The following is a 15,260-nucleotide window of genomic DNA, read 5'->3' as shown; positions in this document are numbered from 1 at the left end:
GGCACGTGGTTCAGCCGGGTGCGCGGCCGACGACCACGTGACAGCGTTGTCACACCTCGTCCATCACGACCGCCGCAGATCGGAGGTACTCAGGTTCCGCGACTGCGCCTTGCACTACCGCCAACATGCGTTGGCCGGCACGTTCCGGCCGGACGTGCGGACCTTCGGTCGCCGGGACGGCGAGTCGGCGGCGGGACGCGACGATCGCGTCCTCGTCGACGCGGATGCCCAGTCCCGGGCTGTCGCCCAGGACGAACGCCCCGTCCTCGACGTGGAGGTCGATCGAGATCCCCGTCGGCGGCTGGAGGTCCTGGAGCTCGCTGACCAAGTGGTTCGGCACGGACGTCGCGGCGTGCAGCAACCCGACCGGCGTGTTGCCGATGGGGCTCACGGGCAGGTCGTGGGCGTGCGCGAAGGCAGAGACGCGCAGGAAGTGGGTGACGCCCCAGCCCGCCGCCGCCTGGACGATGTCGACCGCGCCCGCCGCGATCAGCGGACGGTACTGCTCGAGCCCGGTGAGGTTCTCGCCGCTGGCGATCGAGGCGCGGACGCCACGGCCGACGACCGCGTGCCCCTCCGCGTCCCACCGCCGGACCGGCTCCTCGATCCAGATCAGGTCGAGCGTCCGTTCGAGTTCGCTGACGTGGCGCACCGCCTGCTTGCGGGTCAACGCCTCGTTGACGTCGAGCATCAAGCCCGGCCGGGTGCCGCGACCGGCTTCGGCGAGCACCTCGCGCACCAGGATCAGGCGGTCCCGGTCCCGGTCGACGTCGAGGCCTCCCTTGATCTTCGCCACGCGCAGTCCGCGGTCGGCGTAGGTCTCGTACAGCGCGACGAGTTCGTCGTCGCCCAGCCCGATGTCCACACCGGAGGCGTACGCGGGCACCCGGCGGTCGCGTCCGCCGAGCAGTCGCCACAGCGGTTCACCTGCGGCCTGCGCCTTGATGTCCCACAACGCGGTGTCGAGTGCGCCGATGGTGCCGAACACCGCGCCCGCGTGGCCCGCCTTGAACACGTGGCGCAGCATCCGGTCGTAGAGGGCGGTGACGGCACGCGGGTCTTCGCCTTCGATGGCGGCGAAGACCGTTTCGATCTCCACGTGATGCCCGAGTCCGACGCCGGTGATGCCGACGTCCGTCTCGACGATGACGATCGGCACCCGGACGACGCCGTCGGCGAAGACGCCGTTGGCGTCGCCGATCGGTCGACCCCAGTTCTGAACGGTGGTGAGCGTCCGGTAACCGGTGATGCGCATATCAGCCCTTCGTGGCCCCTGCGGTGACGCCGTCGGCGATCTGGCGTTGCAGGAACAGGTAGACGACGAGGACGGGTACCGCGGCGATCAGCACGCCGGAGGCGAACACGGGAATGTCATCCGAGTACTGCCCCCGCAACGAGGTGACCCCGACCATGAGCGTGCGGTTCTCCGCGGACGGCATCATGAGCAGGGAGATGAGGACGTCGTTCCAGCAGAACAGGGCGTTGAGCACGCCGACCGACAGGAGTGCCGGGCGGCCCAGCGGGAGCATGATCCGCCAGTACACGCCGTACAGCGTGTTCCCGTCGATCCGCGCCGCGTCCACGATCTCCGCGGGCACGGTCGAGTAGTAGCTGGTCATCAGGAAGACCGTGAAGGGGAGGAACTGCGCCACGTAGGCGAGGACGAGCCCCGGGTAGGTGTCGACGAGGCCGGCGTCGGCCATGACCCGGGTGAGCGGGATCATGATCACCTGGAACGGGATGAACAGCGCGGCGAGGCAGCCCAGGAACAACACCGAGGAACCGCGGAACCGCAACCGGGCGAGCGCGAACCCCGCCATCGACCCGAACAGCAGCAGCAACGCGACCGAACACGTCACCACGATCGCCGAGTTCAGGAAGTACCGGGACATGCCGACACTCGTCCACGCCGAGGCGATGTTCTCCCACCGCAGTGCCCCCGACAACGAGAACCGGTCGAGGACGTACTCGCGGCGGGTCTTCATGGCGACGTTGGCGGTGAACAGCAACGGGTACACCGTCGCCAACGCCAGTGCCGCCATCGGCACCGCGACAAACCACTTCGTCAACCGCCGACCGGCCATCAGCTCTCCCTGCCGGCACGTCGCAGGACGCCGATCTGGGCGAGTCCCACCACGAGCATGATCAGGAACAGGGCCGTCGACGCCGCGGAGGCGAGCGCGGGCTGGTTGAACTGTCCTTGCTGGACCCAGATGTAGTACTCGGGGAGGTAGGTGGACGCCTCCGGACCGCCGCTGGTCATCACGAACAGCAGGCCGAACATCGACGTCAGCATGCCGATCATCGTGGTGACGAAGACGAACTGGATCGTGCGGGACAGCCCTGGGATGATCACGTGCCAAATAGTCTGCGGCAGGGACGCGCCGTCCACCTTGGCCGCGTCCAGCAGCGAGGGATCGAGGGCTGCGAACCCGGCCAGGAAGACGACCAGCGCCATGCCGAACGTGGCCCAGACGTGCACGCCGACGACCGCGAAGATCGCCACGTCCGGGTCGCCGAGCCAGTCGACCGGCCCGAGGCCCACGCCGCCGAGCAGTGTGTTGAGCGGACCGTCGTAGGCGAGGAGCAGGTTGAAGATCGCCCCGACGATCACCGGCGACAACACCGCCGGGAAGAAGTAGACACCCCGGTAGACCCGGTGTCCGGGCACCCTGAGGTAGATGGACGTGGCGAGCAGACCGGGGATCGCCACGGCCACCGGGAGCAGCAGCACCAGCAGGCCGACCGCCGCGCCGTTGCGGGCGCCGTCGCCGGTGAACGAGAAGTTCACCCCGAGCACCAGCGGCCACAACCGCAGCGCCACGATGATCAGCACGGTCGGCGCCACCAGGACCAGTGGAGCCAGGCGCTCGGCCCGCGACCCGCGACGGACACGCCGCCGTGACGGCTTGGTCGGTGGCAAGCCCACCGCTTTCGTGACCGCTTCTCCCCCGGTCCGTCCGGCCACCACCGGGCGGACCGACAGAGGACCTCCGGGCGGCACGGATCAGCTCGCCTTGTCGGAGGCGGCCAACTGCGCCACGGTCTCGTCGACGGTGATCGAGCCGCTGAGCAGTTGCTGTGAGAGGCGACCCATCAGGTCGATCGTCTTGCTGGACAAGGCGACGTGCAGGGCGGGCTTGCCGGTCTTGATCCCCGCGGTGATCGTGGTGACGGCCGGGCCGCCGGCGGAGACGTCGATGGTGGTGTCGGACGCGATCGCGCCCGCGTCGGCGTAGAAGGCCTTCAGCGCCTCGGACGACGTCAACGACCGCACCAGGTCGGCGGCCGACTTCGGGTCCTTGGTCCACTTGGCGACCGCGTAGCCGATGCCACCGTCGTACGGCAGGCTCGGCGTCGCCGCGGGGTTGGCCACCGGCGCGGCCATCACGCCGACGTCGTCCGGGTCGAGGAACTCGCCGAAGTCCTTCCAGTGCCCGATGTCGGACATCAGGCCGATGATGTGCGCGGCCTTGGCCGACTGGAAGACGGCGAACGCGTCGTTGAACATCGCGGTGGAGTTGACCCCGTCGTTGTTCAGCCCGCCGTCGTCGACCTGCTTCCAGAGTTCGAAGACCCGCTTCACGTTCGGCGAGGCCCAGTCCCGCTTCCCGGCGATCCAGTCGTCGTACTCCTGCGGCGTGAGCACCGCCGAACCGATGCCGGACAGGAAGAACTGGATGCCGATGCCTTCCTTGTTGCCGACGCCGAAGCACTTGGCGCCCGTCTTGCCCGTGATGGCGCCGCAGTCCTCGACGAAGTCGTCCCACGTCTCGGCAGGCGCCTCGGGGTCCAGTCCCGCCTGCTTGTACAGCGCCTTGTTGTAGTAGAGCGGGTGGCCTTGCAGCGTCACCGGCGAGGCATAGGTCTTCCCATCCTTGGTGAACGCGTCCCAGCCGGCCAGCCGCTGCTTGTCCTGGGCGACGTACTCGTCCAGCGGCACCAGCGCGTCGACCCGGTCGCGGAGCTGACCGCCACCGTTGAAGAGCATGACGTCGGGCCCCTTGCCGGACTGGATCGCCGCCCCGAGCAGCGTGTAGTACTGGTCGAACGGCTGTGCCACGAACTCGACCTCGGTGTCCGGGTGGCTCTTGGCGAAATCGGCCTTCGCCTTGTCGAGGTACGCGGCCACGTTCGCATCGCCGGACTTCCAGTCCCAGACCACCAGCTTGTCGCCCGAGCCGCCGGAGGATCCCGGCGCCGTGGCGCTTCCGCAGCCGGACGCCAGGGTCAGACCCAGCACCAAGGCAGCCGACCACAGTGCGCGCTGCTTCATTGCGGCTCACTTTCCAAACGGCGACCGGCGCCTGCGCGCACGGGAGCGATTGCGTGGTGGACGACTCCCTCGCACGGCCACTGTGCTGAACCGTCGCGAGGCGCACGGCCAACGACTGCGGCACACCATACCGATCCATGGCCCAACAGGGAACGATGAGTAGTACTCAATCTGGGGACGTCGCCGCCCGGTTGACCCGGCAACCGGGCAAACCCACCAGTCGGCAGGGTTGTCTCCCCAAAATAGACATGCTGCGCCCTTGACGGGAAGGCAGCTCAGGGGCTGTCATAGGTTGCTAGGCCTACGGCTCGATGAGTCAGACTCATCGACAAGGCTCCTGCTTCTCGGACTCCGACCCACGAGCACCACGACGTAGTGGAGCAGCTCATGCCACAACGGCCCAACGGCCGCGCACCCTGCGCGCCCCGCCTCGCGGCCCCGCCCGGCGGCCCCGACTGACGGGCTGCCGCCGGGTTCCCGATGAATGACCGTCGAATGGCCGTCGAATAGCCGTCGCGCGAAGCCACACCAGCTCTGGGAGCGCTCCCGACGGCCGGTCACGATCCGAACGGCCCGTCCCTTGTCGTGCACGCACTGGTCGCCGTTGACCGGAGGCCGGACTCGGAGAACAGGAGGTCCACGTTGGGCACACGACGGGTCACCTTGGCCGACGTGGCCAAGGTGGTCGGCGTCTCCCAGACCACCGTGTCCCTGGTGTTGTCGGGGCGCGGCCGGGACCTGCGGATCTCCGAGGAGATGCAGCGGCGGGTCCGCGAGGCGGCGACGGAGATGGAGTACCGCCGCAACCGGGTCCCGTTGGGACAGCGCGGGCCTCGGACGCAGACGATCGCCTTCGTGTCCGATTCGGTCGCCAGCTCACGGTTGGCCGGCGACATGATCAAAGGTGCGCTCGGCGCCGCCCGCCGGCACGGCGTGACGCTGCTGTTCGGTGAGACCGAGGGCGATTCCGGCTTCGAGCGGACGTTGATCGAGACGATGCACGACTGCCGCGTCGACGGCATCATCCTCGCCTCGGTGCACACCAGGACGATCAGCATCCCGAGCGAACTCGCCACCGGCCCCGCGGTGCTGCTCAACGTGCTGCCCCGGGAGCCGTCGCCGCTGATCTCCGTGCTGCCCGACGAGGTGCAAGCCGGCCGTGCCGCCGCGCGCGTGCTCCTCGACGCGGGCCACGACGAGGGCATCCACGTCATCGGCGCCGATCCGTCCGGTGACGACGTCCCTCCGGGGCGCTCCGCGGCGTTCGACCGGCTCACCGGTATCCGCCAGGAGCTGGGTGCGATGGGCGTCGAGGTGGCAAGCGGACGCCCGTGCCGGTGGTGGCTGCCGAAGCACGGCTTCGAAGCGACCCGCGACCTGTTGGCCGAACAGCGCCCGCGCGCGTTGATCTGCCTGGACGACCGGCTCGCGTTCGGCGCCTACCAGGCATTACAGGACGCCGGTCTGGCCGTGCCCGACGACGTCTCCGTCGTCTCCTTCGACGACCACCCCATCGCCTCGTGGCTGCGCCCCGCCCTCACCACCGTCGCCCTCCCCCACCACGACCTCGGCGCGAAGGCCGTCGACCTCCTCTTCGCCGAACCCGCGCAGCAGGACGTGGGCCGGTCGCACCGGAGCAGGCCCCACTACGTCCCCATGCCCGTCCGCGACCGTGACTCCGTAGCGCCGCCGCGATGAGCGGGCCGCACGCGACGTCGTGAGCTCAGCGGCTGACCTCCGCCGCCGGAATCCCTTGGAGCTCCAACAGGAAGTCGCGCACGGCCGTGGGCCGCCAGCCGCCCGTCGCGCTCGACCGATCGCGGCACGACCGGGTCGGAGCATAGCGTCGTGTCCATGGGGAGGCGGATGCCTCACCCGCTGGTCCTCATCGAACACTCCTTCGACTCAAGGCAGGGTCCACCGTTGGTTGGTGCCGCCGTGGCAACTCCAGATGATCAGCTGGGTGCCGTCCGCGGAACTGCCGCCGTTGGCGTCCAGGCACTTGCCCGACTGCGGGTTCACCAACGAGCCGTTGGCGCCGGCGGTCCAGTTCTGGCCACCGCTGCCGTTGCACGTCCACAGCCGGACCGCGGCGGCGTTGGCCGTGCCCGCCACCTCCATGCACTTGTCCAACGCGCGCAACGTGGTCCCGTTGACCGTCCAACGCTGGTTCACGCCACCGTTGCACGACCACAACTGCACCTTCGCGCCGTCGGCCGAGCTGTTGCCGTTGACGTCCACGCACTTGCCGGAGGCGCCGGTGATCGGCCCGGTGCGCGGAACGGTGCCGCCCAGTTCCTTGATGCGGATGTTGCGGAACGACACGTCGTCGCCGGCGCCGTGGTTCTGGATGCCGATGTGCCCGGACACCAGCGACCGGGCCGGGTCGGTGTTGGTGAAGTCGTTGATCAGCGTGCCGTTGAGGAACACCTGGAGGCGCTCGCCTTCGACCAGCAGCTCGAACGTGTTCCACGCGCCGGGCGGGTTGAGCGCGGCGTCACGGGCGGCTTGGTCGGCGCCCTTGAAGCCGTAGATCGCGCCGGTGGTCTTGTCCGCGGTGTCGGTGGCGTCGATCTGCACCTCGTAGCCGTTGGCCATCGCGGAGTTCGGGTCGGTGCTCGGCGGGAAGCCGACGAAGACGCCGGAGTTGTCGTCACCGGGCATCCGCCAGTCCAGCTTGAGCGAGTACGCGCGGTACTCGCGCGCGCTGTTCCACAACAGGCCTTGGCCGCCGAACGAGGTCAGCGTGCTGTCGCTGTTGGTGAAGCCGCCCGGTCCGGCCTGCGACCAGCCGGTGGTGGAACCGTTGTACAGCGCGGTGTAGCCGTTCTCCGGTCGGCAGTCGGCATCGGCCCGGTTGGCCGTGTAGCGGATGCCACCGAGGACCATGGCGCGGAAACCGGCCTCGGCGTAACTGGCCTGCGTGTGTCCGCTGCCGGTGTAGAAGGAGCGTCCGCCCTGGACGGTCTTGCACCACGTGTGGGGGTGGTCGGCGCCCATCGAGCCGCCGCTGTAGGTCGACTCGTCCAACGTGGCCAGGACCCGGGCCGTCGACCGGACACTGCCGCGGAAGTTGTACCACTCGTCGGTACGGGTCCACGCCGGGCTCAGGTGCGCGGTGGCCGGGTGCGCCCGGTTCTCCACCCGGACCGTCGCCTGCTGGATGGCCGGGTGCGAGGTGAAGTACGTGCCGACCAGCTCGCCGTAGAACGGCCAGTCGTACTCGGTGTCGGACGCCGAGTGGATGCCGACGTACCCGCCACCGCCTCGGACGTAGGACTCGAACGCGGTCTGCTGCGTGGCGTTGAGCACGTCACCGGTGGTGTTGAGGAACACCACGCTCTCGTACCGGGCCAGGTTGGCGGTGGTGAAGTGGTTCGAGTCCTCGGTGGTGGTCACCGTGAAGCTGTTGGCCGCGCCCAGGTCTCGGATCAGCTGGATGCCGGCCGGGATCGCGTCGTGGCGGAAGCCCGCGGTCTTGGAGAACACCAGCACGTCGTACGGCGCGTCGGCCGCGGCGGCCGGCGGAGCGGAGTTGAGCGCGGCGATGGTCAGGGCGGCAGCGGCCACACCTGTCACGCGCCGGGCGAAGGGAATTCGCATGTCCTAGCCTCCTTGCAGGAGGGCGATGTGGCGTCGCTCCGGTCGTGGGAACGACGCCACATCGCGGTCCTTGCCGGTGTCATCCGGGCAGGGTTCATCCGGGCAGAGTTCGTCGGGGCAGGATCGTCAGGGCAGGATCGTCAGGGCAGGGTCCATCGCTGGTTGGTGCCGCCGTGGCAGCTCCAGATGATCAACTGCGTGCCGTCCGCGGAACTGCCGCCGTTGGCATCAAGGCACTTGCCCGACTGCGAGTGCACCAACGAACCGTTGGCGCCGGCGGTCCAGTTCTGACCACTACCGCCGTTGCAGGTCCACAACCGCACCAGACTGCCGTCAGCGGTACCGGCCGTCTCCATGCACTTGTCCAGCGCGCGCAACGTGGTCCCGTTGACCGTCCAACGCTGGTTCGCACCGCTGTTGCACGTCCACAACTGGATCTTCGTGCCATCAGCCGTACCGCCGGCGTTCACGTCCACGCACTTGCCCGCGACCCCGACGATCGGCCCGGTCCGCGTGCCACCCGTCGACGTGCCGAACGTGTAGGCGTCCACGTCGAACAAGGTGCCCGTGCCGCCCGCGAACGTGAGGTACAGCGCGATGGTTCCGGGCGGCACGTTGGACAGGGTGGCAGACACGTCGGTGAAGGTCTCCCACCCGCCGGTCACCGGCACCGTCACCGTGCCGAGCACCGGTCCGGTGGGCGAACCGGTCCGCACCGACAGCGTGCCGCCCGAGCCGGCGGACGACACCCGCGCGGTGAACTTCGTCGTGCCACCCAGCGCGTACGGCTCGAACGCGATCCAGTCGCCGTTCTGGATGTCGCCGACGGTCCGCCCGCCCTCGGCGGCTGCCTTGTCGTAGAGGCCGGTGCCGGACTGCGTCGAGTAGTGCTCGGCCTGGCGGTGCCGCAGCTGGAGCACGTGCTGCGTGTGGGTGGTCACCGGCGGCTGACCGTTCGCGCCGGAGTCGGTGTACTCGGCGTCGAGCACCGCGAACAGGTTCGCCGCCGTGTCGTGCTCACCGTCCACCGGGATCTGCAACGTGCCCGAGCAGCCCGTCTGCGTGGTGATCGGGTGCCCGTGGCTGTCGTGGCCGAGCACGTAGCTCAGCTTCACCCGGGCGCAGTCGATCGTGCCGTCCTCCGCGTCCGACGCCGTGATCGTGTACGGCACGGCGTCGCCGAAGCTGAACAGGGTGCCGTTGACCGGCGCGTTCAGCTTCACCGTGGGCGCGGTGTTCCCGACCGAGATCGACACGTTGGCCGCGCCGGAGCGGCCGCCGGTATCGGTCACCGTGAGCGTCACCGAGTACTGGCCGTTGGCCGTGTAGGTGTGGCTCGGGTTGGCGGCTGTGGACGTCGTGCCGTCGCCGAAGTTCCACGAGTAGGCCAACGCGCTGCCCTCGGGGTCCGACGAGCCCGCCGACGAGAAGTTGACCGTCAGCGGCGCGGCGCCGGAGGTGCGGTCGGCGGCGGCGCGTGCGGTCGGCGCCTTGTTCCCGGCCGGGTTGTACTCGATGCGGTAGAGCGCGGAACTGGCGTCACCGCTGCCCCAGCCCGTGCCGTAGTCCAGCACGTACAGCGCGCCGTCCGGGCCGAAGGTGGCGTCCATGACCTGCGTGCCGCGCCACGGGAACTCGCTGACCTGACCGGCCGACCCGTCGGCGTTGACGTCGATGGTCTTGATCCAGCGCCGGCCGAACTCGGTGGCGAACACGTGCCCGTCCAGCGCGGCCGGGAACTTGATCGACGACGGGTTGGCCGCGTCGTACCGGTACACCGGCGCGGCCATCGGGGACTCCGAACCGCAGCCGAACGCGGCGAAGGAGCAGTTGTCGTACTTGATCCACGCCGAACGCGCGGCCGGCAGCGTGCCCAGCCCGGTGTTGCGCGGCGAGTTGTTGGCCGGCGCGGCGCAGTTGAACCGGCTGCCGGACTGCCCGGTGGCGAAGTTGTAGTCCACGTACGCCTCGGACGTGGTGTTCGAGCCGACGCAGTAGGGCCAGCCGTAGTTGCCCGCCGAGGTGATCCGGTTGAACTCCACCAGGCCGGCGGGCCCGCGCGTGTTGCTGCTCGTGCCCGCGTCCGGCCCGTACTCGCCGAGGTAGATGGCGCCGGTCTTCTGGTCCACGTTGAAGCGGAACGGGTTGCGCAGACCCATCGCGTAGATCTCGGGCCGGGTGTTGGCGGTGCCGGGCGCGAACAGGTTGCCCGCCGGGATCGAGTACGACCCGTTGGGGTTCACCTTGATCCGCAGCACCTTGCCCCGCAGGTCGTTGGTGTTGCCCGCGCTGCGCTGCGCGTCGTAGACCGGGTTGCGGTTGGTCCGCTCGTCGATCGGGGTGTAGCCGCTGGAGTCGAACGGGTTGGAGTCGTCACCGGTGGACAGGTACAGGTTGCCGGCCGCGTCGAAGTCGATGTCGCCGCCGACGTGGCAGCAGTTGCCCCGGTCGGTCGCGACCTCCAGCACGGTGATCTGGCTGGCCATGTTCAGGGTGAAGTCGGCGTTCAGGGTGAACCGGGCCAACCGGTTTACCCCCTTCCACGCCGAGAAGTCCGACCCGGTGGCCGGTGCGTCACCACCCGGGGTGGACAGCGGCGGCGCGTAGAACAGGTAGATGAACCGGTTGGTGGCGAAGCCGGGATCCACCCCGATGCCCTGCATGCCTTCCTCGTCGTGCGTGTAGACCGGCACTGTGCCGATCACGCTGGTGACGCCCGCGGCCGTGGTGCGGCGCACCGTCCCGTTGCGGGCGGTGTGCAGCACCGAGCGGTCCGGGAGCACGGCGAGCGTCATCGGCTCACCCACTTCGCCGACCCCTCGGGCCAGCTCGACCTGCTGGAAGTCGGCGGGGTTGACCGCGTGCGCCGCGGCCGGCGACGAAGAACCGATCACAGTCGCGACCACACCGGCGGCCACGAGGAGAGCGGCGGTCAACGCCGCCCTGACTCGGTATCTCATGACGGGCTCACACCCTCTGATGTCGGGGGGACGGGCCGGGAGCGCTCCCAGAAGCCGAGGCACAAACCGGTTCAAATCAGGGGAAAACCGTAAGCGCTAAAATTCCGCTAAAGCAACGGCCCGGTTTGTCGAATACATTCGATAAACCGCCCGCGCCGGCAAGCGCATTGCTAAAAGTGTTAGCACCAGGCCGTTCCGGCGTTGACGACCGGGTTCACCGGTGGCTACTTTTGCCCAACGGGTTTCGATGACGGCGATTCATGCGGTGGAAAGCTCCACTGAGGACAGCTGTGCCCGCACTCCGACGTTCGTTCGAGTAGCGGCGTCCGCGTGCGGCCGTCGTCGCATCGCGATCATCATCCGCTTGGGAGGACCCAGGATGTCGGATCTGCCACGCAGGCAAGTGATGAAGTTCGGTGCGGCGAGCGCCGGAGCCCTGCTGATGCCGGGCGGTTGGACGGCGGTGGCACGTGCCGGCTCGACCGCGCCGCCGGAAGTGCGTGCGGTCAACGACCTGGCGTTGTGGTACGACCGGCAGGCCGGCGCGGAGTGGCTCCGCGCGTTGCCGATCGGAAACGGCCGCCTCGGCGCGATGGTCTTCGGCAACGTCGACACGGAGCGGTTGCAGCTCAACGAGGACACGGTGTGGGCGGGCGGTCCCCACGACTACACCAACACGCGAGGCGCGGCCGCCCTGGCGGAGATCAGACGCCTGGTGTTCGCGAACCAGTGGTCGCAGGCCCAGACCCTCATCGACCAGGCGATGCTGGGCAACCCGGCCGCCCAGCTCGCCTACCAGACCGTCGGCGACCTCAGGCTCGCGTTCCCCACCGCGAACGGGATGTCCGGTTACCAGCGGTGGCTCGACCTGACCACCGCCACGACGGTCGTGACCTACGTGGCGAACAACGTGCGGTACCGACGGGAGGTGATCGCCAGCGCGCCCGACCAGGTGATCGCCATGCGCCTGACGGCCGAGACGCCCGGTTCGATCTCGTTCACCGCGTCGTTCGGCACGCCGCAGCGGGCGACGGCGTCGAGCCCGGACGGCACGACGATCGGCCTCGACGGCCGGTCCGGCGACCACCGGGGCATCCCGGGCTCCGTCCGGTTCCTCGTGCTGGCCAAGGCGATCGCCGAGGGAGGGACCACCAGCAGCTCCGGAGGCACGCTGCGGGTGTCCAACGCCACCAGCGTGACGCTGTTGATCTCGATCGGCACCAGCTACGTCGACTACCGGAACGTGAGCGGCGACTACCAGGGCATCGCCCGCGGACGGCTGAGCGGCGCGCAGGGCACGGCGTACGACGTGCTGCGCAGCCGGCACGTGGCCGACTACCAGCGGTTGTTCGGGCGCGTCACCATCGACCTGGGGCGGACGGCGGCGGCGGACCAGCCGACCGACGTCCGGATCGCCCAGCACGGCAGCGCCGTCGACCCGCAGTTCTCGGCCCTGCTCTTCCAGTACGGCCGGTACCTGCTGATCTCGTCGTCGCGGCCGGGCACCCAGCCCGCGAACCTCCAGGGCATCTGGAACGACCAGTTGACCCCGTCGTGGGACTCGAAGTACACGATCAACGCCAACCTGCCGATGAACTACTGGCCGACCGACACGACGAACCTCGCCGAGTGCTACGAGCCGGTGTTCCGCATGATCAACGACCTCACCGCGACCGGCGCCCGCACCGCGAGGGCCCAGTACAACGCGGGCGGTTGGGTCACACACCACAACACCGACGGGTGGCGTGGCTCCTCGGTGGTCGACGGCGCGCTCTGGGGCATGTGGCAGACCGGCGGCGCGTGGCTCGCCACCATGATCTGGGACCACTACCTGTTCACCGGCGACGTGGAGTTCCTGCGGTCCTACTACCCCGCGATGAAGGGCGCGGCCCAGTTCTTCCTCGAAACCCTGGTGGAGGAACCCACGCTGAAGTGGCTGGTCACCAACCCGTCGAACTCCCCGGAGCTGCCCCACCACGCGAACGCCAGCGTGTGCGCGGGCCCCACGATGGACATGCAGATCCTGCGCGACCTGTTCGAGGGCTGCGCCCGCGCCTCGGAGGTGCTGGGAGTGGACGGCGACTTCCGCACGCGGGTCCGCGCGACGAGCCAACGGCTCGCCCCGATGCGGGTCGGTTCCCGCGGCAACGTCATGGAGTGGCTCTACGACTGGGTCGAGACCGAGCCGAGCCACCGGCATGTCTCCCACCTCTACGGACTGCACCCCAGCAACCAGATCACCAAGCGCGGCACGCCCCAGCTGTTCGAGGCCGCCCGTCGGACCCTCCAACTGCGCGGCGACGACGGAACCGGGTGGTCGCTGGCCTGGAAGATCAACTACTGGGCGCGGATGGAAGAGGGCGCCAGGGCGCACGACCTGATCCGCTACCTGGTGACACCGGCGAGGCTCGCGCCCAACATGTTCGACCTGCACCCGCCGTTCCAGATCGACGGCAACTTCGGCGCGACCTCCGGCATCGCCGAGATGCTGCTGCACAGCCACAACGGCGAGCTGCACGTGCTGCCCGCACTGCCGCCGGCGTGGTCGGCGGGCAGCGTGACGGGCCTGCGCGGGCGCGGCGGGTACACCGTCGGGGCGACCTGGAGCAACACCGCGATCACCTTGTCCGTCACGCCTGACCGCGACGGCGCGGTCCGGGTCCGCAACCGGGCGTTCACCGGCACGTTCGAGCTGACCGACACGACGAGCGGTGCGATCGTGCAGCCGACCAAGCCCGAGGCCGACGTCATCCAGTTCCAAGGCCAGGCCGGGCACACGTACCGGGCGACCGGGCAGGGCGGCGGCAGCGGGTCGGTCGTCCAGCCGGGGGTCTACTACCGGCTCGTCGCGCGGCACAGCGGCAAGTTCGCCGACATCAGCGGCGTGTCCACCGCTGCCGGAGCCCTGCTGCAACAGTGGTCGCCGACCGGCGGGTTGAACCAGCAGTTCGACTTCGTCGACTCGGGCGGCGGCTACTACCGCGTCCGGGCTCGGCACAGCGGGCTGGTGCTCCAGGTCGCGAGCGCGAGCACGGGGGCCGACATCACCCAGCAGCCGGACACCAACGCCACGAGCCAGCAGTGGCGTGTGGTCGACCAGGGCGGCGGTGTCATCAGCCTGGTCAACCGCCTCAGCAACCTGGCCATGGACGTGTGGAGCGCGTCGACCACCGACGGCGCGCGCATCTCGCAATGGACCCCAGGAGGGGGCGACAACCAGCGATTCCTGCTCCAGCGCGCCTGACCACCGCTGTCCCGCGTGGCCGCAACGCCGCATTCGTGCGGCGTTGCGGCCACGACCGCCCACGGCAACCCACAAGCCAGGGGACGAATACGTATACCTATTCGTTGCCCGGCTGATCGCACATCCGTTCGCGCCAAGTACGATCATGGGACGTGTAGTGCCCGACACCGCGACGCACGCTCGACACCGGCCGGCCTACCCGGATGTAGGCTGGGCGGACAGCGGTGAACTGCCAACACACTCTTCAGGCGACCCGTCACAAAGGAGCGGCGTTGACGGATGGCGCACTTGTGCCGGACGGTCCGACCGGGCAACCGGACGCCACCCCGGCGCCCGGTCCGTACCGGCCGGGCTACGAGCTCGTCGCGGAGCAGATCCTCCAGCTGATCGCCGAGCTGGGGCTGCAACCGGGCGACCGGATGCCGACCGAGAACGAGCTGGCCGCGCGGATGGGCACCAGCCGGACGGTGGCGCGGGAAGCCATCAAGATCCTCTCCGCGATCGGACGGGTGCGGGCGCACAAGGGCCGTGGGCTCTACGTGGCCGACGACGAAGGAATGCTCGGCTCCTCCCGTTGGGGAGGCTTCTTCCTGCCGACCAACCTCGACCACGTCTACATGCTCTTCGAGTTCCGCCGCGTGCAGGAGACCGCGGCCAGCCGACTGGCCGCGACCCATGCCACTCCCGCCGAACTGCGCGCCATCGCCGACGCCGCCGAAACGTGCCGGCAGGGTCACTTGACCTCCGAGACCTCGCTGTTCGAGCGCGGCGACGAGGACTTCCACCTCGCCGTCGCCGCGGCGTCCCACAACCAGTTCCTGGTGGCCGCGGTGCGCGAAGCCCGCCGCCTCCAGCGCCAGTCCAGCACCATCGGGCTGCACGGCTCCGTCGGCGGCCACGCGGCCGAGGCGGTCGAGGAACACCTGGCGATCTACCGGGCGATCGGCGCCGGCGACCCCGAAGCCGCCGCGGCGGCGGCCGGTCTCCACCTCGACAACACGCTCCAGGACTACCGCCGCGAGATCCAGCGCCGCCTCTTCGGCTGACGCTCCGGGATCGGGCCCACGAGCGCTCCGGGATACGTCCACGACGACCTGGACACCGGTTCCGCGCGGTGTTGGCACATCTGGACTCGCCGCGCGGATGTGTGCTACAAATCGCCGAGGACCACGCGATT

At 69.3% G+C, this 15,260-nt stretch carries 9 protein-coding genes; 3 read left to right on the top strand and 6 right to left on the bottom strand.

The annotated features are described in order from the left end of the window. Window positions 1–49 precede the first annotated feature (49 nt). The 4 genes from F4560_RS08505 to F4560_RS08490 form a co-directional block, all read right to left on the bottom strand. Window positions 50–1,255, bottom strand: a complete 1,206-nt coding sequence (locus F4560_RS08505; RefSeq protein ID WP_184918383.1) for a mandelate racemase/muconate lactonizing enzyme family protein — start codon at window positions 1,253–1,255, stop codon at window positions 50–52. 1 nt (window position 1,256) lies between these two features. Beyond that, window positions 1,257–2,084, bottom strand: coding sequence for a carbohydrate ABC transporter permease (locus tag F4560_RS08500; protein WP_184918381.1), 828 nt, complete (start codon window positions 2,082–2,084; stop codon window positions 1,257–1,259). Continuing rightward, window positions 2,084–2,848 carry a carbohydrate ABC transporter permease gene (locus tag F4560_RS08495; RefSeq protein ID WP_312868838.1) on the bottom strand — a complete coding sequence of 255 codons (765 nt, stop codon included), beginning with the start codon at window positions 2,846–2,848 and terminating at the stop codon, window positions 2,084–2,086. Before F4560_RS08495 ends, F4560_RS08500 begins: the two co-directional genes overlap by 1 nt. A gap of 159 nt (window positions 2,849–3,007) precedes the next feature. Continuing rightward, window positions 3,008–4,276 carry an ABC transporter substrate-binding protein gene (locus F4560_RS08490; RefSeq protein ID WP_184918377.1) on the bottom strand — a complete coding sequence of 423 codons (1,269 nt, stop codon included), beginning with the start codon at window positions 4,274–4,276 and terminating at the stop codon, window positions 3,008–3,010. Between the two features lie 642 nt (window positions 4,277–4,918). On the opposite strand from F4560_RS08490, the gene F4560_RS08485 reads away from it, so the two are divergent. Then, window positions 4,919–5,974, top strand: a complete 1,056-nt coding sequence (locus F4560_RS08485; protein ID WP_184918375.1) for a LacI family DNA-binding transcriptional regulator — start codon at window positions 4,919–4,921, stop codon at window positions 5,972–5,974. A gap of 207 nt (window positions 5,975–6,181) precedes the next feature. Here F4560_RS08485 and F4560_RS08480 read toward each other — a convergent pair whose 3' ends face one another. Together F4560_RS08480 and F4560_RS08475 are read right to left on the bottom strand one after the other, a co-directional pair. Further along, the gene (locus F4560_RS08480) at window positions 6,182–7,879 is read right to left on the bottom strand and encodes a ThuA domain-containing protein (RefSeq protein ID WP_184918373.1); all 1,698 of its coding nucleotides are present in this window, start codon (window positions 7,877–7,879) and stop codon (window positions 6,182–6,184) included. Window positions 7,880–8,019: 140 nt separating this feature from the next. Then, window positions 8,020–10,839: a PQQ-dependent sugar dehydrogenase gene (locus F4560_RS08475; RefSeq protein WP_184918371.1), complete on the bottom strand. Its 2,820-nt coding sequence runs from the start codon at window positions 10,837–10,839 to the stop codon at window positions 8,020–8,022. Between the two features lie 379 nt (window positions 10,840–11,218). On the opposite strand from F4560_RS08475, the gene F4560_RS08470 reads away from it, so the two are divergent. Together F4560_RS08470 and F4560_RS08465 are read left to right on the top strand one after the other, a co-directional pair. Next, window positions 11,219–14,083 (top strand): glycosyl hydrolase family 95 catalytic domain-containing protein, encoded by a 2,865-nt coding sequence (locus tag F4560_RS08470; RefSeq protein ID WP_184918369.1) that lies wholly within the window; start codon window positions 11,219–11,221, stop codon window positions 14,081–14,083. A 272-nt stretch (window positions 14,084–14,355) separates the two neighbouring features. Further along, the gene (locus F4560_RS08465) at window positions 14,356–15,129 is read left to right on the top strand and encodes a FadR/GntR family transcriptional regulator (RefSeq protein WP_221483405.1); all 774 of its coding nucleotides are present in this window, start codon (window positions 14,356–14,358) and stop codon (window positions 15,127–15,129) included. The last annotated feature ends 131 nt before the right edge of the window (window positions 15,130–15,260 follow it).

This window comes from Saccharothrix ecbatanensis, from assembly GCF_014205015.1.
GTDB lineage: Bacteria > Actinomycetota > Actinomycetes > Mycobacteriales > Pseudonocardiaceae > Actinosynnema > Actinosynnema ecbatanense.
The sequence above is the reverse complement of the archived record's forward strand: the minus strand, read 5'-3'. Positions and strand labels throughout refer to the sequence as shown.

What these genes read in the sequence shown, in the direction of transcription:
- F4560_RS08505 (WP_184918383.1), bottom strand. Translation starts at nt 1,255, where the DNA reads ATGCGCATCACCGGTTACCGGACGCTCACCACCGTTCAGAACTGGGGT.
- F4560_RS08500 (WP_184918381.1), bottom strand. Translation starts at nt 2,084, where the DNA reads ATGGCCGGTCGGCGGTTGACGAAGTGGTTTGTCGCGGTGCCGATGGCG.
- F4560_RS08490 (WP_184918377.1), bottom strand. Translation starts at nt 4,276, where the DNA reads ATGAAGCAGCGCGCACTGTGGTCGGCTGCCTTGGTGCTGGGTCTGACC.
- F4560_RS08480 (WP_184918373.1), bottom strand. Translation starts at nt 7,879, where the DNA reads ATGCGAATTCCCTTCGCCCGGCGCGTGACAGGTGTGGCCGCTGCCGCC.
- F4560_RS08475 (WP_184918371.1), bottom strand. Translation starts at nt 10,839, where the DNA reads ATGAGATACCGAGTCAGGGCGGCGTTGACCGCCGCTCTCCTCGTGGCC.
- F4560_RS08470 (WP_184918369.1), top strand. Translation starts at nt 11,219, where the DNA reads ATGTCGGATCTGCCACGCAGGCAAGTGATGAAGTTCGGTGCGGCGAGC.